This window comes from Riemerella anatipestifer (genome assembly GCF_009663465.1).
Classification (GTDB): domain Bacteria; phylum Bacteroidota; class Bacteroidia; order Flavobacteriales; family Weeksellaceae; genus Riemerella; species Riemerella anatipestifer_C.
Genome location: NZ_QXHU01000001.1, coordinates 26,155 through 45,871 on the forward strand (window position 1 = coordinate 26,155; position 19,717 = coordinate 45,871).

The following is a 19,717-nucleotide window of genomic DNA, read 5'->3' on the forward strand; positions in this document are numbered from 1 at the left end:
AAACTTTTGGCTTTTGAATTAAAAAAATTGATTAACATAAAAATTTATTCTCTACTGAGCTAGTTCTAAGGTACGAAAATAAACAAAAAATAATAAATAATGAAATCTTCCACTCTTATAGACATTGCAAAAAAGGCTATTGATACAGAAATAGCGGAATTGGAAAGGCTAAGAGATAGCCTAGATAATAGTTTTTTAGATGCAGTGGAACTTATCAATAAATCAAGCGGAAAACTTATTGTAGTAGGAATAGGCAAATCTGCTCATGTAGGGAATAAGATTGTGGCAACGCTTAATTCTACAGGGACACCTGCACAATTTCTACACGCGGCAGAGGCTATTCACGGAGATTTAGGAGTGGTTCAAAAAAATGATGTTGTACTATGTATTTCTAATTCTGGTAATTCGCCAGAGATAGTTAATCTAGCTCCTTACCTTAAGCAATATTCGGTGGGGCTTATAGGTATGACAGGAAATTTAAAATCCAAACTAGCAGAACATTCAGATATTGTGCTTAACACTTTTGTAGAGAAAGAGGCGTGTCCTAATAAATTAGCTCCAACAAGCTCTACCACGGTGCAAATGGCTCTAGGAGATGCTTTAGCCGTATGTCTTATGGAAATCAATCATTTTAAAGATACCGATTTTGCGAAGTTTCACCCTGGTGGAAGTTTAGGTAAGAATCTTACGGCTAAGGTAGGACAGTTTTTATCTTCACAAAAGCCTCAAGTTTCAGAGGGGTCGTCCATTAAAGAAGTGATAATTTCCATCAGTGCTTCTACACACGGAGTTACAGTAGTTACGGAAGGAGAAACTATAAAAGGTATTATTACTGATGGAGATTTAAGGAGAATGCTGATGGGAAATGATGACATTAAAGGAATTAAGGCTAAAGATATAATGAGTTTAACTCCCAAAACAATAGATAAAGAAGCGTTAGCAAAAGAAGCTATGAAAATACTTAAACAGTATAACATAGGGCAACTGATTGTAACGGATAAAGGTAACTATTTTGGGATTATAGATTTGCATACTTTGTTAGACGAAGGAATCTTGTAACTTTGTAAAAAATAAAACTAGTGAGTGAAGAAAAAGAAATGTCCTTTTTAGGGCATATAGGAGAGCTTAGAGGGCATTTGGTGCGTTCTATAATAGCTATTGTGGTAGGTGGATTTTTAATTGGCTTTAATATCAATTGGATTATGGATCATATTATCTTCGGTCCTACTCGTCCAGATTTTCTCACTTTTAGAGTGGTTAATTATTTCTCTAGAATGTTTGTGGGCGAAGATGTTATTGTGATGCCACATTCGTTTCCAATACAAGTAAGGCGATTGTTTGAACAGTTTAATATGATGATGGCGGTTTCTGTAGTTGGAGGGCTTATCATCGCATTTCCCTATGTTATCTGGGAACTTTGGAAATTTATCAGTCCAGCACTTAAAGAATCCGAAAGAAAAAACTCTATTTTCATCATCAACGGGACTTGGGTGCTATTTGTGATGGGAGCATTATCAGGATACTTTTTGGTAATGCCTTTTGTTATCAATTTTGGTTATTTTTTTAGTATTTCGGATTTTGTAAGGGTAGATATAGATTTATCAAGCTATGTTACCATTTTACTTCAAGTTGTTTTGGGTATGGCTGTGATATTTTTATTCCCGATGATTGTTTATATACTCACTTCCATAGGCATACTTACTCCTATGTTTTTAAGGACTTATAGGAGACACGCTATTGTGGTAATTATGGTGGTGGCGGCTTTTATTACACCCGCAGATATTATCAGTATGTTGGCAGCGGCATTTCCACTAGTAGTTCTTTATGAAATATGCATCTTGATGTCAGCATTGGTTTACCGAAGAATTAAAAAGGAAGAAGCACTTAGTTTACCGTTACCAAAGTAAGTAATGAATTTTATAAAGTAATACCAGGTAATATAAAGACAAGGATAAAAGCAAACTATCCTTGTCTTTTTCTTTTATAAATAGATGAAAAACATTATTTTCGCACCAAAGTTTAAAAAATATGATGAAGCACTGGAGTTTTAAAAAATGGAACACCATTTTAGGCTGGATAGTTTTTGGGATAGCCTTAATAACCTATCTATCTACCATAGAACCTAATTTTAGCTTTTGGGATTGTGGCGAGTATATTTCCTCTGCCGTGAAATTAGAAGTTACGCACGCTCCAGGAGCGGCATTGTTCCAGTTGGTGGGAGCAGTATTTGCGATGTTCGCCTTTGGTAATGGGGCTTATTACTCTTTGGTTATCAATGCAATGTCTGCCTTGTTTAGTGCCTTTACCATTTTATTTTTATTTTGGACAATCACTCATTTGGTTAGACGACTATTGCATAAAGATTTTGAGGAAGTTACCGAAAACGAGAAATGGGTTATTCTATTTTCAGGATTGATAGGTGCTTTGTGTTTCACTTTTTCGGATACTTTTTGGTTTTCTGCTGTGGAAGGCGAGGTTTACTCTATGGCATCATTATTTATAGCGTTAATCGCTTGGCTTATAACCAAATGGGAGAACGAATATCAATCCTCTGATAACGAGAGATGGATTATCCTTATCTTTTTCCTAATAGGGCTTTCCGTGGGAGTTCATATGATGGTAATGTTGGTAGTGCCATTTATCTGTTTGGTTTATTACTCTAGAAATTATGATTTCTCTTGGAAATCTTTTGCGATAGCCAATGTAATTACATTATTTGTTCTCGCTCTTGTGTTTAAAGGGATTTTTCCTTTTGTGATGACGATGTTTGGTAAGTCGGAGATATTCTTCGTTAATGGTTTAGGATTGCCTTTCCACTCAGGGACTATCTTTGCATTTTTAGTGCTAATTGCTTTAGGATATTTTGCTATTAACTATGCTCGTTCCAAAGGAAATAGATTGGTACAAATGGCGGTACTATCTATGGTTTATATGATTATTGGTTTTTCTTGTTGGTTGATGATACCTATTCGTGCCAATGCTAATCCACCAATGAACCTTAATAATCCTGATAACGCCATTGGTATGCTTGATTATTACAATCGTGAGCAATATGGAGATTGGCCTACTTTGTATGGACAAAATTATACTGCCCACTTGGACTGGAACGGAATGGAAAAGAATGAAGATGGAAGTCTAAAAACGATAAAAACAGGCGAAACTTACGAAAAAGACGAAACCACAGGACGCTATATTAAAGTAGGAGATAAGACTAATTATGTTTATAACAAGGCACATGTAGGCTTTATGCCGAGAATGTTTGTGCAAGATAAGAATGTAATGTCTAATTACATTTCTATGTATGGTGCTCCTGATTTTGAGTTTAATTATGCCGATGAAGATATAGCAAATAATCCTGAAGCTCAAAAATATTTTGATGAACTTAGAAAAAAATACGAGAATGGTACTATTACTGTTGATGATTATCTACAAGCAAAACAGTATCATTTAATCAATGTTAAAAAGCCTACATTTGGACAGAGTTTATATTATTTTATTACATTCCAAAATGGGCATTATTTTGTGAGATATTTAATGTGGAATTTTGTTGGTCGCCAAAATGATTTGGAAGGTCATATGGAAAATACCAACGGAAATTGGATATCAGGGATTCCTATGATAGATAATTATCTGTACGATAATCAGTCGGATATGCCTGGAAGGTATAAAAATGAAAGTACAGTTTATTTCTTTTTCCTACCACTTATTTTAGGTTTATTGGGAGCGTTCTTCCAGTATACTAAAGATTTTGGGAGGTTCTATGCTTTGTTATCCCTTTTTGTCCTTACTAGTATTGGAATTGTTTTCTATACAGGTGTAAAACCTTTTGAGCCAAGAGAAAGGGATTATGCTATGGTGGGAGCGTTCTATGCCTTTACGATTTGGATAGGTTTAGGAACCGCTTTTATCTTACAATTATTGAATCAAAAAGTTAAAAAATCTAGTGCAATTTTAGGTGTTGGAGTTTTACTTTTAGGAGTTCCGCTGATGATGGGCTTCCAAAATTACAATCCACACGACAGAAGTGGAAGATATGCCGCTTATGATTATGCTTATTCTACACTAAAATCACTTCCTAAAGATGGCATTCTTTTCGTATATGGTGATAATGATACATATCCACTTTGGGCAATACAAGAGACAGAACAGTTTAGAGATGATGTAAAGGTGGTAAACTTTACCCTTTTGGCTACGCCTTGGAATATAGACCAAGTGAAAAGACGCACCTACAACGCAATGCCCGTAGTATCAGCACTTAAACACGAGGAGTATAGAGAAGGTATAAATGAACAAATCTATACTCTAAGCACTGAAGATTGGAAAAATATATTTGCCAATCTGAAAGAAAGCGGTGCTCCTGATAACGTGTTAAAAGGCTTTGAAAAGTATATGACGCAAGATAGTATGACTTTGAAAGAAGCTGTGGCATTCTTAAAGAATAAGTCTCCTGAGAAGGATATGGTACTAAAAATGATTTATGGTGAAGAAAAGTATGAACAGTACAATGTTTTACCTGTGTCTAAATTCGTACTTCCTGTTAATAAACAAAATGCAGTTAAAGCAGGTATTATTAAATCTCAAGATGTGGCTTTAGCGGAAGATTATATTGTGATAGACTATAAAAAATCTACGCTATTCAAAAACGATTTAATGATGCTAGACATCTTAGCTAACTTTGATTGGAAAAGGTCTATCAATTTCTCCGTTGGAGGTATTTATGATGCTAGTAATATTTTCTTTTTGAAAGATTATTTACAATATGATGGTTTCAGTTATCGTCTTGTACCGATAAAAACTCCTGAAAAGGAAGACGGAGAGTTAGGTAGAGTAGATGCTGATGACCTTTATAGAATAGTTAAAAATTTTAGATGGGGCAATTTTAAAGATGTTAATGTTCACTTTGATGAAACTTGTACTTCTAATATAATAAGTTATAGAAGTTCAGCGAGTAGAGTTGCGGAGGCTCTAATGGCGAAGGGAGAAAATAAAAAAGCTCAAGAGGTATTAGACTTGGTAAATAAGGAGATTCCTGTATCTAAATATAATGACCCTCGTTCGCTTAATTCCATTGTTTACGGTTATATCGTATCGGGGCAAGAGAAGAAAGGTTTAGAATTAGCAGAAGAGCTTAAAAAATCTATTTTCAAAGAGTATGATTACTATTTAACTTTAACGCCAGAAAATCAAAGGTATGCGAAAAGAGAAATGAGTATTCAGCCATTGTTATACTCTATGGTAGTAGCTTCTGTGTCTGATGCTTATAAGAAAATAGGACAGGAGCAGAAGGCATATAATTACTTAGTAAGTTCTATAAAACCTATTGATACTAGGTTTAATTCATTTATAAATCAGCTAAAAGCTATGGGGAAAGAAAAGGCATACCAAGAATCTGAAAATGTACAGAAAATAATCCCTTTCTATCAGTATCTTTTTGAGGTAATGAAACCTTATGATAGTACTTACACTTCGGAAAAGATGAATCAAATTACAGATGCAGTTATAAAGGTAACAGAGTAGTAGTTGTCAGGATAATCTCAACATAAAACCGACTTAAATATGTTTTTGAGTCGGTTTTTTGATGGGGTTTCTAAACGTTCTTATAATGATTAATATTCTAAGTTTACTTTATGTATTATTGTATCAGAATTAGGAATAGAGGAAGAAGACTTATTTCTAAAACAAAGAATTTTCTATAGCTCAATATTCATATAAGTAATTACCATCATACTTTTTATATATAAAATATATCATCTAGAAATATGGCTATAAAGCAAATATTTTTGAAATAAAAAACTGTCTCTGAAATATCTAAGACAGTTTTTTAATATTGGTAGTAAGAGAATATTATCTATCTATAGACCCCATTACTTTTTGTGCGAAGCTATTGAGGGCGTCTTTTTCGGCCATACCTTCTTGTACATTATGATGTACTTCCATAGCTCCACAGATATTAGTTATCATTTCGCCGATTAAATTCATTTCTTCTTCGGATACGCCTCTAAACTCGGTATAAGATTCTAAAACCTCCAGTGTTGCTGCTAAATTTTCAGCTGTATTATTTTGATAGAATTGTCTTATAATTGGTAATTTCATAACTTATTTAATTTCGTTGAACAAATTGTTAAGGCTTTCTGCTTGGTTGGTTTGCACTTGGTTTACCAACGTTCCATTTTTAAAAGCGGCAAAAGTAGGCAGGTTATCCACCTTAGCTAGTTTACGGCTTTCTGGGAATTTTTCAGCATCTACATAGTAGAATGGTACATCTTCGTTTTCCGAAGCTAATTTTTTAAATTTAGGCTTCATTATACGGCAGTTACCACACCATGAAGCTCCATATTGTACCATTACTTTTTCGTTTTCGTTTACTATTTGTTGAAGTTGGTCTTCTGTTAATTCTTGATACATTGTATTATATTTTAAAGTTAAAAGTACTAAAAAAGAGGCCTGAGAAAATCAAACCTCTTTTTTTACTAAATTACTATTATTAGTGTTTTGCTAAATATTCAGCGGTTGATTTTCTATCAGCACTCATAGCTTCTTTACCTTCTTCCCAGTTAGCAGGGCAAACTTCACCGTGCTTCTGTACGTGAGTATAGGCATCTATAAGTCGTAAAAATTCTTTTACATTTCTACCCAAAGGCATATCGTTTACTGCTTCGTGGAATATTTTTCCTGTTTCATCTATCAAGTAAGTAGCTCTGTAAGTTACATTTGACCCTGAAAGAATCTCATTACCTTCTTCATCATAATCAAAGTCTTGATCTACAATTCCTAAAGCATTAGCTAGTTGTCTGTGAGTATCTGCTAAGATTGGGTAAGTAACCCCCTCGATACCACCATTATCTTTAGGTGTGTTTAACCAAGCGAAGTGTACTTCGTTAGTATCACAAGAAGCACCAATTACTTTAGTATTTCTCTTTTCAAACTCACCTAAAGCTTCTTGAAAAGCGTGTAATTCTGTTGGACAAACAAAAGTAAAATCCTTTGGATACCAAAATAATAATACTTTTTGTTGGTTTTTTGTTGCTTCTTCTAGAACGTTAATTCTTAGATTATCTCCCATTTCAGATATTGCATCTACTGTAATGTTTGGGAAAGGTCTTCCTACTAATGACATATTTTTATATTTTTTAGTTATTTTAAAATTTTCTTTTACAAAGATAAAAAGATTCAGTTAATGAATTATACTATTATTGATAGTTAATATCTATCAATTAAAAAGAATTTATGAGTTAAACATTATATTTTGCTAAAGTTTCTTTGATACGCTTCATCGCTTCTATTATCTGTTCATCAGAAGTGGCGTAAGATAAACGAATACAGTTGGTATCTCCAAATGATACGCCTCCAACAGTAGCCACATGAGCTTTTTCTAAAAGGAACATCGCAAAATCATCAGAGTTATTGATGGTGGTATCTCCCAAAGTTTTTCCAAAATAATAAGAAGCATCAGGGAAAAGATAGAATGCCCCTTTAGGCAGATTACATTTAAAACCTGGTATTTCGGATATAAGTTGATGAGCTAGGTTTCTTCTTTCTTTAAACTTATCTATCATAGGTTGTAATTCCGAAGGTTGCATTTCTAATGCGGTAATAGAAGCGATTTGTGCAATGGTATTAGCCCCAGAAGTTACTTGTCCTTGTATTTTGTCGCAAGCAGATGCCAACCACTGCGGAGCAGCAGAGTAGCCTATTCTCCAGCCCGTCATAGCATAAGCCTTAGAAACACCATTAATGACTACCGTCTGATTGAACACTTGTGGAAATTCGGCAATAGAAGTATGTTTACCTTCGTAATTTAAAAACTCATAAATTTCGTCGGAAATTATCACAATCTCTGGATACTTAGCTAAAGTATTAGCGATAGCTTCTAGTTCTTCATAAGTGTAAAAACTTCCAGAAGGATTACAAGGCGAACTAAATAAAATCGCTTTAGTCTTTGGAGTAATGGCAGCTTCTATTTGCTTAGGAGTTACCTTAAAATCAGTTTCTATAGAAGTTTCTATAAAAACAGAATTTCCGCCCATCATTCTTACCATTTCGTCGTAGCTCACCCAATACGGCGAAGGTAAAATAACTTCGTCTTCGTCGTCTATAAGAGCGGCTAATACATTAGAAATGGACTGTTTAGCTCCCGTAGAAACACAAATTTGGCTAGGAGAGTAATCCAAATTATTATCTCTTTTTAACTTATTACAAATAGCTTGTCTAAGTTCAAGAAATCCTGTTATAGGAGAATAATGGCTATAGTTGTCGTCAATAGCTTTTTTAGCGGCTAATTTTATTTTTTCAGGAACATCAAAATCTGGCTCGCCCAAAGTCATACTAATAACATCTATACCTTCTGCTTTCATAGCACGGGCTTTATTAGACATTACAAAGGTTTGGGAATAGCTTAGTCTTTCAACTCGTTTAGATAATTTGCTCATAGTATATTTTTATTAGCAACAAAATTACGGATTTTGATTAAACATTTCATCATATTTATAGTTTATAGCTTAAATGTAAAGCGAAATTAAATGAAAATAAATAATTATTTTTGCTAAAAATATCTTCACAATGAACAACACTTCTGATTCTAAATTTAAAAAATGGCTTAAACGAGTGGGATGGGGAGGGCTAATCTTCTTTACTGTAAAAGGAGTAGTTTGGTTGGCTATATTTTATTTCGGTGCAGATGCTTTAAAGGGTTGTGTGAATAATTAAATTTTTGCACAAAGTTTCTTTAAACTAAGTTATACTGCAAAATAACTATAAATTTTAAAATAAACTTAAACTATAAATAAAACGTCATTACCAACTGATGAGGCAGTGGTGAAATAGTATGTCTTGCTCTAAAGGAAACTACTAAAAAATGGACGATGCCAATCCATAATTGGGATATTGTTCTTAACCAATTTATACTTTAGATTATAAAACTCTAACTTTTTAACTTATACACTTTGTGGGTAGTGTCATAACGACTTTAATTATTGTTCAGTTTATCAATAATTTAAAGGTTGTCATTGTTTAAAAATAGGTAAGTTAATTAAATATCAGTAATTTTTGTCATACTAAAAGCAGATGGTTAACCATCTGCTTTTAGTTGTTTTATCCTATCTCTACTCCGTTATCTACGGGCTCATCTGGCGTAACAAAAGAAAGTTTGCCATCAGGCTTCGTGGTAAGCAGTAGCATACCTTGGCTTTCGATACCTCTTATTTTTCTAGGTGCTAGATTTAATAAAATCATCACTTGTTTGCCTACACATTCTTCAGGTGTAAAGCTCTCTGCGATACCAGAAACTACAGTTCTTATATCCACCCCAGTATCTACCTTAAATTTGAGGAGTTTATCCGCTTTTTCTACTTTTTCGGCTTCTAGTATGGTAGCGGTTCTTAAGTCTATTTTGGTGAAATCGTCAAAAGTAATCTCGTCTTTCATTGGCTTGGCGTTAGGGTTTGTTTTTTTATTATTGATTTTGGTTTGCTCTAATTTTTGGATTTGAGCTTCTATGGTTTCGTCTTCTATTTTAGAGAATAGTAAACTTGGCTCGTTAATTTGGTGTCCTTCTGCTAAAAGCACTTTTTGGTTCTCCAATTCAGACCAGTTGCAAAGTTTAGTATTAAACATATTAAGCAATTTCTCCGAACTGAACGGCATAAAAGGCTCTGACAGTTGGGCTAAAGCTACTGCAATTTGAGTTCCTATAAACAGGGTGTTGGCTGTTTTGGCTTCATCAGTTTTGATGGTTTTCCAAGGCTCTTCGGTTTGTAGATATTGGTTTCCAAAACGCGCTAAATTCATAAGTGCAGACAGGGCGTTTCTAAACTCAAATTTCTCTAGATAGTCTTTTATTTCTGTTGCAGCTTTGTTTATTTCCTCTAGTTCTGTTGCGTTGGTGTTGCCTTTAGGCACTCGCCCGTTGTAATATTTGTGAGTAAGCACGGCTACTCGGTTGATAAAGTTTCCTAAAATACCCACCAATTCCGAGTTGTTTTTGGTTTGAAATTCCTTCCAAGTAAAGTTATTATCTTTAGTTTCGGGAGCAGACGACAATAATGCATAGCGAAGCACATCTTGTTGTCCAGGGAAGTCTGCCACATATTCGTGAGCCCACACTGCCCAGTTTCTAGAGGTAGAAATTTTATCATTTTCTAGATTAAGAAACTCAAATGCAGGGACATTGTTTGGCATAATGTAGTCGCCGTGAGCCTTCATCATAGAAGGGAAAATAATACAATGGAAGACTATATTATCTTTCCCAATGAAATGTACTAAATCTGAATTTTCTGACTGCCAATAGTCTTTCCAATCTTTATTGTTCTTTTCTGCCCATTCTTTTGTGAACGAAATGTATCCGATAGGAGCATCAAACCAAACATAAAGCACTTTGCCCTCCGCATTTGGCAATGGTACAGGCACACCCCAGTTGAGGTCTCTGGTCATTGCACGAGGTTTTAAGCCTTCGTTAAGCCAAGATTTTACTTGCCCATACACATTAGGCTTCCAGTCGTGCTGGTGTCCTTCAATAATCCATTGGTTCAAAAATCCTTCGTAATCGTTTAGCGGAAGATACCAGTTTTTAGTAGGTTTTAGCACAGGGCTATTCCCACTAAGCATAGATTTAGGATTGAGAAGTTCCGTAGGAGAAAGGGTAGAGCCACATTTTTCGCATTGGTCGCCGTAAGCATTGTCATTACTACATTTTGGGCAAGTCCCCACGATGTATCTATCGGCTAGGAACTCTCCTGCTTGTTCATCATAAAACTGTTCGGAAACCTCCTCGGTAAACTTTCCGTTCTCGTACATTTTAAGGAAAAATTCAGAGGCTGTTTCGTAGTGCTTTGCACTGGTAGTTCTGGAATATTCATCAAAAGAAATTCCTAAATCTTCAAAAGATTTTTTTATGATTAAGTGGTATTTATCTACAATATCTTGAGGTGTTACGCCTTCTTTTTTAGCTCTAATAGTAATGGGAATGCCGTGTTCATCAGACCCACATATAAAGGCAACCTCTTTGCCTGTTCTTCTTTGGAATCTAGCGTAAACATCTGCCGGTATGTACACGCCAGCAAGGTGTCCTATATGTACGGGACCATTAGCATAAGGTAATGCTGCGGTAATTAACTTTCTCTCTGCCATTCTCAATTATTTTTTGCAAAGATAAAATTTTATTGTGATATTCGATAATAAGGACGTTATCTGTAATTTTGCTGAAATATTGTTCCAAACCTCACAGAAAAACAATTTGAACTTTACGGAAAAACAATATCATTAAAGCTGTTTTAATTTTGTCGAATAATTTTAAAATATAAAAAAATGACAAAGACAGTAATTATTACAGGAGGAACAACAGGTATTGGCAAAGCAACGGCTTTACATTTTGCAAAAAATGGATACAATGTTGTTATTACAAGTAGAAATGCAAACAAAGAAACGGAGGTTTTAGAAGCATTTAAAAAAGAAGGTGCAGAGGTAACTTTCTTTCCTTTAGACGTAACACAAGAAGAACAAGTTAAAAACGTAATTGACAAAACGGTAGAAAAATTTGGAAAATTAGACTCTATGGTGAATAATTCGGGCGTTTCTTTAGGAAATGCTTTGTTGGCTGATACAGAATCGGATGAGTTGAAGCAAATGTTGGAAACTAATGTAATGGGTGTTTATTATGGGATGAAGCACGCCATTAGAGCAATGCTGAAAACAGGTGGAGGAACTATTGTAAACCTTGCTTCCATAGCTGGTTTGAATGGGTTAGTAAGCACCGCTCAATATAACGCTTCTAAACACGCTGTTGTTGGTTTAACCAAAGGAGGTGCATTGGATTACGCTACCCAAAATATTCGTATAAATGCAGTGGCACCAGGAGCGATTAAAACCGATATTTTGAAAAATGCAATTGCTTCTGGAACTTATGATATTTCGGGAATTGAAGCATTGCATCCAATGAAACGCTTAGGGGAAGTTGAAGATATTGCAAAAGGAATTTTCTTTTTGGCATCAGATGAGAATCCTTTTATGACAGGAACTGTATTGAGTATTGATGGTGGTTATAATGCAAAATAATCAAAATAAATCCCTAAATTGGCTGTCTTTTAGGCAGCCTTTCTATTAAAAAATAATAAAAATGGATATGATACAAAACACCATCAATTGGTATAACGGAGAAATATTTGAGGGAAAATTTATACTTGGATTTGGTTTTTTCTTAATCTTAACAGCTTTACTATTTTACTTTTTAGGGAATACGCCAGCCGCAAAAGCATTGCTGATTCCGATGTTGGTTATAGGTCTATTTTTTTCTATAACAGGCGTAAATATGATATATTCCAACGGAAAACAAAAACAAGAAATTGTAAAAAGATATGAACAAAACCCAAAAGAATTTATAAATACCGAAATTAAACGTGTAAATGATTTTCAATATTTATACCCAATGTCTATCGCTATTAGTTTAGCTTGTTTTCTTATAGCCATTGCCTTGCTTTATTTTACACAAAATATATATTTAAAAGCCATTGCTATTTCTTTAATATTATTCGGAATGGCTTTTGCGGTAATAGATTACTTTTCAAAAGAAAGAGCAACAATTTATTACGAACAATTAAAATCATCATTCCAAAATAATGATTGAAGATAGAACCCGAGTTAATATTATGTTTTCTTGTATATCACAAGAGAAAAAAAACTTTGAACCTTTTGTTCAAGACCACGCTTTGGTCTGTGTTTTAAATGGAACAATGCTCATTAACGATGGCGTAGAAACCATTCAGTATAACAAAGGTGATATTGGTTTTGTGTCAAAAAATCAATTAGTAAAAACACAAAAAATCCCTCAAGACAATAAGCCTTTTATGAGTATCAGCATTTTTTTATCCAAAGAAATGTTGTATAATTATTCAAAAGAATATCATATTTTACCCAAAGGAAAGTATTTAGGAAAACCTAATTTTATATTTCAACCCGACCCATTTTTAAAAGGTTTTTTCGATTCTATGCTTCCCTATTTTGAATGTCAAGAGGCACTTACCGATAATTTAGCGACTATTAAAACTTTTGAGATTATTGAACTTTTGCTTCGGTATGCCACAATTCAAAATTTACTTTTCAATTTTGAAGAAGATTTTAAAATTGACTTGGAAGCGTATATGAACAAAAATTATATGCACAATATTCCGTTGGCGCAATTTGCAAAACTTACGGGTAGGAGTATTTCAACATTTAAAAGAGATTTTCAGAAAATTTTCAACCAAACCCCTAACAAATGGCTTATCAAAAAGCGATTAGATTTAGCCTATTTTTTAATATCAAAACAAGGCAAAAAGCCTAATGAAATTTATGACGATGTAGGTTTTATAAATTTCTCTCATTTTTCAAGAAGTTTCAAAGCAGAATTTGGGGTAAATCCTTCGGAAATAGAAAAAAAACACAGCTAATAAGATATTCTTCTGAAGAGGTATTTTATTGAAGTTAGGTGCTAAGAAGCTATGCTTTCGACAATACCCCGACCGATTGCTAAATGTATCTAAAACATAAAAATGCAGCTCTGTTGAGTATCGCATTGTAATGAATATCGCAGAGCCTTGTATTATTGACCTGTTTTATTAAAAAAGGCAATTACAAACAATCTGCTGAAAGCATTAAAACCAAATGACTTGCCTTACCACCAGATACCCAAGTGTATGGCGGATATAGAGTGAGTACCAATGTTGGTTTTGAGCAACAAGACAAGCTGTTCCTATAGGTTGTGGGTTCAAAAATAGACCCTAGAGGGAGTAATATTGAGGTTGCAGGGTTAAAATTAGAGATTATAGGTTCAAAAACAGACCCTAAAGGGAGTAATATTGAGGTTGCAGGGTTAAAATTAGAGGTTGTAGGTTCAAAAATAGACCCTAAAGGGAGTAATATTGAGGTTGTAGGGTTAAAATTAGAGGTTGTGGGTTCAAAAATAGACCCTAGAGGGAGTAATGTTGAGGTTGCAGGGTTAAAATTAGAGGTTGTAGGTTCAAAAATAGACCCTAGAGGGAGTAATATTGAGGTTGCAGGGTTAAAATTAGAGGTTGTAGGTTCAAAAATAGACCCTAGAGGGAGTAATGTTGAGGTTGTAGGGTTAAAATTAGAGGTTGTGGGTTCAAAAATAGACCCTAAAGGGAGTAATGTTGAGGTTGCAGGGTTTGCAGAGCGTTGGTGCATCAATAATAAAAAAATACTACTCTTGGGATAGGGTAGTATTTTTTTGTTTAGTGAGGGAGGATTTATTTAGAATTTAGGCTTTACACTAAGCCTCACTTTTAGACCTTATGTAAACTAAACTTCTACGGATACTATTTTAAACTTTCAGTTCTGCCTTTAATCCCACCATATCCGAATATTTATCTAATATTGGCTGAACTTCATTTTTGATAAATTCTTCGGTTTGTATAGGCGCAAATCCAATAAAGTTTTTAGGGTCTAAAACTTCTGCAAGTTTTGATTTGTCTAGCTTTAAGCTATTATCGTTCATTATTCTTTCTATCAAATCGTTATCCTTACCTTCCATTTTCACCTTTTTGCTCGCTTCCATAGAGTGAACTCTGATGATTTCGTGGATTTCCTGTCTGTCGCCTCCAGCCTTTACTTCTTCCATAATAATGTACTCGGTAGCCATAAAAGGAAGCTCCTCCATAATATGCTTGTTGATTCTGTTTTCGTAAACTACCAGTCCGTTCATAATGTTGTTCCAAATCAATAAGATAGCATCTACCGCAAGGAAGGCTTGTGGAATGCTTAGTCTTTTGTTAGCCGAGTCGTCTAGGGTTCTTTCAAACCATTGCGTTGCAGCCACCATTGCAGAACTAGAAGATAGCGACATTACATATTTAGCCAAAGCCCCTATTCGCTCCGAACGCATCGGGTTTCTCTTATATGCCATTGCCGATGAACCAATTTGGTCTTTCTCAAAAGGTTCTTCAATCTCTTTTAGATTTTGTAACAGTCTTAAATCGTTAGTAAATTTGTGAGCCGATTGGGCGATGTTGGATAATAAAGCCACTACTTTAGCGTCTATTTTTCTGTCGTAGGTTTGTCCAGAAACGCCAAAAACTTTATCAAACCCGAATCTTTTGGATAGCTCTTTGTCAAGTGTTTTCACTTTTTCGTAATCTCCGTTGAAAAGCTCTAGGAAACTAGCCGCAGTTCCTGTCGTACCCTTTACTCCTCTGAAACGAAGTGTGTCTAAGAAGAATTCTAGTTCTTCAAAATCTAGAATTAAAGACTGTAGCCAAAGGGTGGCTCTTTTGCCCACGGTAGTTAGCTGTGCGGGTTGGAAGTGAGTGAAGCCTAAAGTTGGTAAATCTTTGTACTTTAAGGCGAAGTCGGACAAGCCTTTAATTACATTAACTAGCTTTTTTTTAAGGATAAGGAGTCCGTCTCGCATTTGGATTAAATCCGTATTGTCGCCCACAAAAGCCGAAGTAGCTCCTAAGTGGATAATGGGCTTGGCTAGTGGCGCTACATCTCCGTAGGTGTGCACGTGAGCCATTACATCGTGGCGGAAGCGCTTTTCGTATTCGGCGGCTTTGGTATAATCTATATCTTTAGCCTTGTCTTTCATTTGATTGATTTGCTCTTCGGAAATGTCTAGACCTAAGTCCTTTTCTATTTCGGCTAGAGCAATCCATAGTTTTCTCCAATTTTGAAATTTGTTGTCGTGAGAGAAATTAAAAAGCATCTCTTCGCTAGAATAGCGTTCTTCTAAAGGGTTTTTGTAGGTATTCATCTTTACTTTTTTACTTTCACAAAAATAAGGAAATTTTTAAAAATTGAATTGTTTTATTTATTAGAGAGTTATATGTTTGTGCTTTACTTTAAAGCATTCATATAAGTAAGAGTGTCTTTAGGAAGTAAAGCAGGGTGGAAGATTTTAATATAGTCTTTTAAAACTAAATCGGCTCTTACAACACCACTTTCAAAGTAATCGTTGGCTTTGCCTTTTTGTCTTTTGGCGATGTTATAAAGTTTTCCTTTTTTGAAGATGTCCATTTTAGAATAAGACGGATTTATCGCTAATAATTCCTTTTTGTATTGATAATTGGAAAGATTGACCCAATATTCAGCTTGTTTTGATTTAGCATAAACTTCCTCAAAACTTAAAGGTACAGATTGGTCTTTATCCAAATCGTTGAATATATAATTGCCTCCTGCATCGTTAAAGTATTTGGCAGCAAAGGTCTTGTTTCCTGGTAAGAACCATTGGTTGCCATAGATTTCATTACAAAGGACTTGAGGTTTATGTAGTGTTTTCTGTGCTTGAAGTTTTAAATGGTCATAGTTTTGTTTGATGTTTAAATAGCGTTCAGAAGCCTGTTTCTCAATACCGAATAGCTTTCCGAAAATTTTTAGATAAGCGGTTTTTTCTAGTGGTTCGTTTTCTAGATACTCGTTTAGGAAGATGACTTCTATGTTGTTTTTTCGGAGCAAGTCATAGGTGTTTTCAAAATTAGGGATATGATTAGTAATTATAGCATCGGGTTTTAAACTGATGATTTTTTCTATGTTGTATTTTTGCTCGTTGCCTACGGCGTGTATTTTTTTAGATTGGATAAGTGCTTTTACCTTTTCGGAATAGACATATTCCTTACTAGAAATACCAATGATATGGCTCTCTAAACCTAGTTCTAACATATAGCCTAACATAGAAGAACTTAATAAAACTACTTTTTTTAATGGTAATTTGGCGGCGGGGATTTCGGAGGAAAGGTTTTTTGTGTTGATGATTACTTTATTATTATCTTCTTGATAATAAGTGTTTTTTGAAATAACAACTTGTTCTTTTGAAAAATCATTAGCTTCTTTTTTACAAGATATAAGAGCTAAACTGCTTATGAGAATAAAAAAATGTGTTTTCATTTTCAAAAATAATAAAAAATTTTCTATATTTGCAAACTCAAAACGGACGCGTAGCTCAATTGGATAGAGCATCAGATTACGGCTCTGAAGGTTAGGGGTTCGACTCCCTTCGCGTTCACCAACCGCCTTTTTTAGGGCGGTTTTTTATTTATAACAAAATTAGATTGTCCTAAATTTAGTGCCAATAAAATAAAAACACAATATGTTTAGCAAACAAGAAGCAGCACAACTCAAAAAAGAATTCTGGATTGCCTTTGGGAAATCTTTTCCTAGAAAATGGCTTCTATATAATACCAAAATTAAAGACTTCTCATTTAAGTTTTTTGCTGATAATAAAAAAGCAATGGTGTGCTTAGATATAGAGATGAAGGAGGAACTTTTCAGAAATGCTTACTTTGAGAAAATACAATCTTTACAATCTATTTTAGATGAAGCTCTTGGTGAGGAGGCTTTTTTTGAAGAAACATTATATTTAGATAATGGTAAAGAAATTAGCCGAGTGTGGGTAGAGTGTGATGGCGTAAGTATTTTTAATAAAGGAAGTTGGCAAAAAATATTTGAGTTTTTTGTAGAAAAAATGACGGCATTTGAAACTATATTTTATGAATACGAAGACTTTATAAAAGATATTTGAGTAAGAATAGTTATTTTATAAATTAGGTTGGTTTTTTCATTTTTCTTATTTTTAGGGCAAATTTTTTAATAATGATTAAAATGATAAAGAAACCTCTGATACTATCTGCCGTAGTACTGCCTGCTGTAATGGCGTTTGCACAGCAATATGGAGGAATGTGGATGCCTACAGAACTCAATGAAAAAGAAATGAAAAAACTAGGGATGAAAATATCTGCAAAAGATATCTTCAATCCAGAAAAACCTAGTATTAAAGATGCGGTAGTACAGTTCAACGGAGGGTGTACTGCGGAAGTTATTTCTCCTAAAGGGCTCATTCTTACCAATCATCACTGTGGTTATGGGCAGATACAATCTCACTCTAGTGTAGAAAAAGATTACCTAAAAGATGGTTTTTGGGCTAAAAATATAGGAGAAGAGTTGCCTAATCCTGGGGTAACTGTAGATTTTATCGTGGATATTAAAAATGTAACCAACGAAGTTTTAAAAGGAAACCCAAACCTTTCTGAGCAAAATATCAAGGACAATATAGAGGCTTTAAAGAAGTCATTTAAACTAGAGCCTTATCAGCATATTGTGGTGAAGCCTGTGTATTACGGTAACCAATATTATGCTTATGTTATAGAAACTTTTAAAGATGTTCGTTTGGTAGGGGCTCCACCGTCTTCTATTGGTAAGTTTGGTAGCGATACAGATAACTGGGTTTGGCCTAGACATACGGGAGATTTCTCTATGTTCCGTGTTTATGCAGATAAAAATAACAAACCTGCAGAGTATTCTAAAGATAATGTTCCATACAAACCAAAGCATTTTTTACCAATTTCTATTAAGGATAAAAAAGAAAACGATTTTACTTTTGTATTTGGTTTCCCAGGCAGAACGCAGGAATATCTACCATCTATCGCTGTGGAAAAAATTATGAAAGAGATAGACCCTGCAATGATTTCTATGAGAGAGGTCGCTCTTAAAACTTTGGACGAAAAAATGCGTGTAGATGATGCAACAAGAATAAAGTATGCTTCTAAATATGCCTCGGTAGCCAACTATTGGAAAAAATGGATAGGTGAGGTGGAAGGACTTAAAAAGTCTAAAGCGGTGGATAAAAAACGAGCGTATGAAGCGGAACTCATCAAAAAGAACCCTGAAATAAAGAAAACCATAGATGAGCTTAATAGACTTTATACAGAGCAATCTGCCTATGCATTGAATAGAGCCTATTATAACGAACTTTTAAGGAATGCAGAAACACTTAATCTAGCTAATCGCTATCTAGATTATCTGTTTAATGTAGAGAAAGGTAAGAATATAGAACCTAAGTTTTTTGAGAGTTTAAAATCTTTTTATAAAGATTACGATGGTGCATTAGATGCTAAAGTAACGGCAAAACTATTGGCTTTATATACCAACAAGACACCTGCGGAATTTCTTCCTAAAGGGTTTGAAGAATTTAAAAATGAAGATACTAATCTTAAAGTCATAGAAGAATGGAGTAAAAACTCGGTAATTACAGGAAGAAAATCACTTAACAGAGCTTATGTAACGTCTGATTTAGACAAGGTATTTCAGAATAAAGAGGCTTTAGTAAAAGAGCTTAATGCTGACCCACTTTTAGGAGTGTTGGCTATGCTGCAAACAACTTATGTACAGGGAACTCAGTCTAAGTTTAATGAATATCAAACCCAAATAGATGCTCAGCTTAAAACCTTTATGGCGCAGCAAATGGCGACGGATAAGGATAGAAAATTCTTCCCAGATGCTAACTCTACACTTAGGGTAACTTACGGAACGGTGCAAGGCTCTAATCCTAGAGATGCTGTATATTACGGATATAAGACTCACACTTCGGGGATTATGGAGAAATATATCCCAGGAGATTATGAATTTGATGTTCCTACTCGTCTTATCAATCTTTATCAAAACAAAGATTATGGCATTTACAAAGATGAAACAGGAGAGGTGCCTGTTAATTTTACAGCGACCAATCACACCACGGGAGGTAACTCTGGAAGCCCAGCGTTAGATGCTTATGGTAATTTGATAGGACTTAATTTTGACCGCCAATGGGAAGGCACGATGAGCGACATCAATTACGATCCTAAATTCAGTAGAAATATTATGGTGGATACTAAATATATTCTATTTATTGTCGATAAATTCGCTAATGCTAAATGGCTTTTAGACGAAATGAAAATTATAAAATAATTCTGTAATTTTG

The 19,717-nt window shown here is 34.4% G+C and carries 17 protein-coding genes and 1 tRNA gene; 11 read left to right on the forward strand and 7 right to left on the reverse strand.

The window, feature by feature from the left end:
• The first annotated feature begins 99 nt into the window (after positions 1-99).
• The 3 genes from D1003_RS00110 (at position 100) to D1003_RS00120 (ending at position 5,517) form a co-directional block, all read left to right on the forward strand.
• A complete protein-coding gene (locus D1003_RS00110; protein WP_153935237.1) occupies positions 100-1,059 on the forward strand; it encodes an SIS domain-containing protein in 960 nt (319 codons plus the stop codon).
• Between the two features lie 20 nt (positions 1,060-1,079).
• Positions 1,080-1,907 carry a twin-arginine translocase subunit TatC gene (locus D1003_RS00115; RefSeq protein WP_051796855.1) on the forward strand — a complete coding sequence of 276 codons (828 nt, stop codon included), beginning with the start codon at positions 1,080-1,082 and terminating at the stop codon, positions 1,905-1,907.
• 124 nt (positions 1,908-2,031) lie between these two features.
• Positions 2,032-5,517 (forward strand): DUF2723 domain-containing protein, encoded by a 3,486-nt coding sequence (locus D1003_RS00120; RefSeq protein WP_185148324.1) that lies wholly within the window; start codon positions 2,032-2,034, stop codon positions 5,515-5,517.
• A gap of 327 nt (positions 5,518-5,844) precedes the next feature.
• Here the strand turns inward: D1003_RS00120 and D1003_RS00125 are convergent, their stop codons facing one another.
• The 4 genes from D1003_RS00125 to D1003_RS00140 form a co-directional block, all read right to left on the reverse strand.
• Complete coding sequence (locus tag D1003_RS00125; RefSeq protein ID WP_014938865.1) at positions 5,845-6,093, reverse strand: DUF6952 family protein; 249 nt, start codon at positions 6,091-6,093, stop codon at positions 5,845-5,847.
• 3 nt (positions 6,094-6,096) lie between these two features.
• Positions 6,097-6,405, reverse strand: coding sequence for a co-chaperone YbbN (locus D1003_RS00130; RefSeq protein ID WP_079208281.1), 309 nt, complete (start codon positions 6,403-6,405; stop codon positions 6,097-6,099).
• Positions 6,406-6,484: 79 nt separating this feature from the next.
• Positions 6,485-7,117 (reverse strand): peroxiredoxin, encoded by a 633-nt coding sequence (locus tag D1003_RS00135; RefSeq protein WP_153935239.1) that lies wholly within the window; start codon positions 7,115-7,117, stop codon positions 6,485-6,487.
• Positions 7,118-7,232: 115 nt separating this feature from the next.
• Entirely contained in the window at positions 7,233-8,429 is a 1,197-nt protein-coding gene (locus D1003_RS00140; protein ID WP_153935240.1) for a pyridoxal phosphate-dependent aminotransferase, read from the reverse strand.
• 130 nt (positions 8,430-8,559) lie between these two features.
• On the opposite strand from D1003_RS00140, the gene D1003_RS10995 reads away from it, so the two are divergent.
• Positions 8,560-8,706 (forward strand): hypothetical protein, encoded by a 147-nt coding sequence (locus tag D1003_RS10995; protein WP_185148317.1) that lies wholly within the window; start codon positions 8,560-8,562, stop codon positions 8,704-8,706.
• A 384-nt stretch (positions 8,707-9,090) separates the two neighbouring features.
• Here D1003_RS10995 and metG read toward each other — a convergent pair whose 3' ends face one another.
• Positions 9,091-11,124, reverse strand: coding sequence for a methionine--tRNA ligase (gene metG, locus D1003_RS00145; RefSeq protein WP_153935241.1), 2,034 nt, complete (start codon positions 11,122-11,124; stop codon positions 9,091-9,093).
• Positions 11,125-11,301: 177 nt separating this feature from the next.
• Between metG and D1003_RS00150 the strand changes: the two genes are divergently transcribed.
• From D1003_RS00150 to D1003_RS11130, 4 genes are all read left to right on the forward strand, one after another.
• On the forward strand, positions 11,302-12,048 hold the full coding sequence (locus tag D1003_RS00150; RefSeq protein ID WP_153935242.1) for an SDR family NAD(P)-dependent oxidoreductase: 747 nt from the start codon (positions 11,302-11,304) through the stop codon (positions 12,046-12,048).
• Between the two features lie 61 nt (positions 12,049-12,109).
• On the forward strand, positions 12,110-12,616 hold the full coding sequence (locus D1003_RS00155; protein WP_153935243.1) for a manganese efflux pump: 507 nt from the start codon (positions 12,110-12,112) through the stop codon (positions 12,614-12,616).
• Positions 12,609-13,418, forward strand: a complete 810-nt coding sequence (locus D1003_RS00160) for an AraC family transcriptional regulator (RefSeq protein ID WP_153935244.1) — start codon at positions 12,609-12,611, stop codon at positions 13,416-13,418. The genes D1003_RS00155 and D1003_RS00160 overlap by 8 nt, the downstream gene beginning before the upstream one ends.
• Before the next feature lie 311 nt (positions 13,419-13,729).
• Positions 13,730-14,206 carry a hypothetical protein gene (locus D1003_RS11130; RefSeq protein ID WP_260393256.1) on the forward strand — a complete coding sequence of 159 codons (477 nt, stop codon included), beginning with the start codon at positions 13,730-13,732 and terminating at the stop codon, positions 14,204-14,206.
• 105 nt (positions 14,207-14,311) lie between these two features.
• Here D1003_RS11130 and purB read toward each other — a convergent pair whose 3' ends face one another.
• Complete coding sequence (gene purB / locus D1003_RS00170; protein WP_004919857.1) at positions 14,312-15,739, reverse strand: adenylosuccinate lyase; 1,428 nt, start codon at positions 15,737-15,739, stop codon at positions 14,312-14,314.
• An 83-nt stretch (positions 15,740-15,822) separates the two neighbouring features.
• Positions 15,823-16,869 carry an ABC transporter substrate-binding protein gene (locus tag D1003_RS00175; protein ID WP_185148318.1) on the reverse strand — a complete coding sequence of 349 codons (1,047 nt, stop codon included), beginning with the start codon at positions 16,867-16,869 and terminating at the stop codon, positions 15,823-15,825.
• Between the two features lie 44 nt (positions 16,870-16,913).
• Here D1003_RS00175 and D1003_RS00180 point away from each other — a divergent pair.
• The 3 genes from D1003_RS00180 to D1003_RS00190 all read left to right on the forward strand — a co-directional run bounded on the left by D1003_RS00180 (position 16,914) and on the right by D1003_RS00190 (position 19,704).
• Positions 16,914-16,990: transfer RNA gene (locus D1003_RS00180), tRNA-Arg, on the forward strand.
• Between the two features lie 81 nt (positions 16,991-17,071).
• Positions 17,072-17,503, forward strand: coding sequence for a DUF4268 domain-containing protein (locus tag D1003_RS00185; protein WP_014938570.1), 432 nt, complete (start codon positions 17,072-17,074; stop codon positions 17,501-17,503).
• A gap of 80 nt (positions 17,504-17,583) precedes the next feature.
• Positions 17,584-19,704, forward strand: coding sequence for a S46 family peptidase (locus tag D1003_RS00190; RefSeq protein ID WP_409347761.1), 2,121 nt, complete (start codon positions 17,584-17,586; stop codon positions 19,702-19,704).
• The last annotated feature ends 13 nt before the right edge of the window (positions 19,705-19,717 follow it).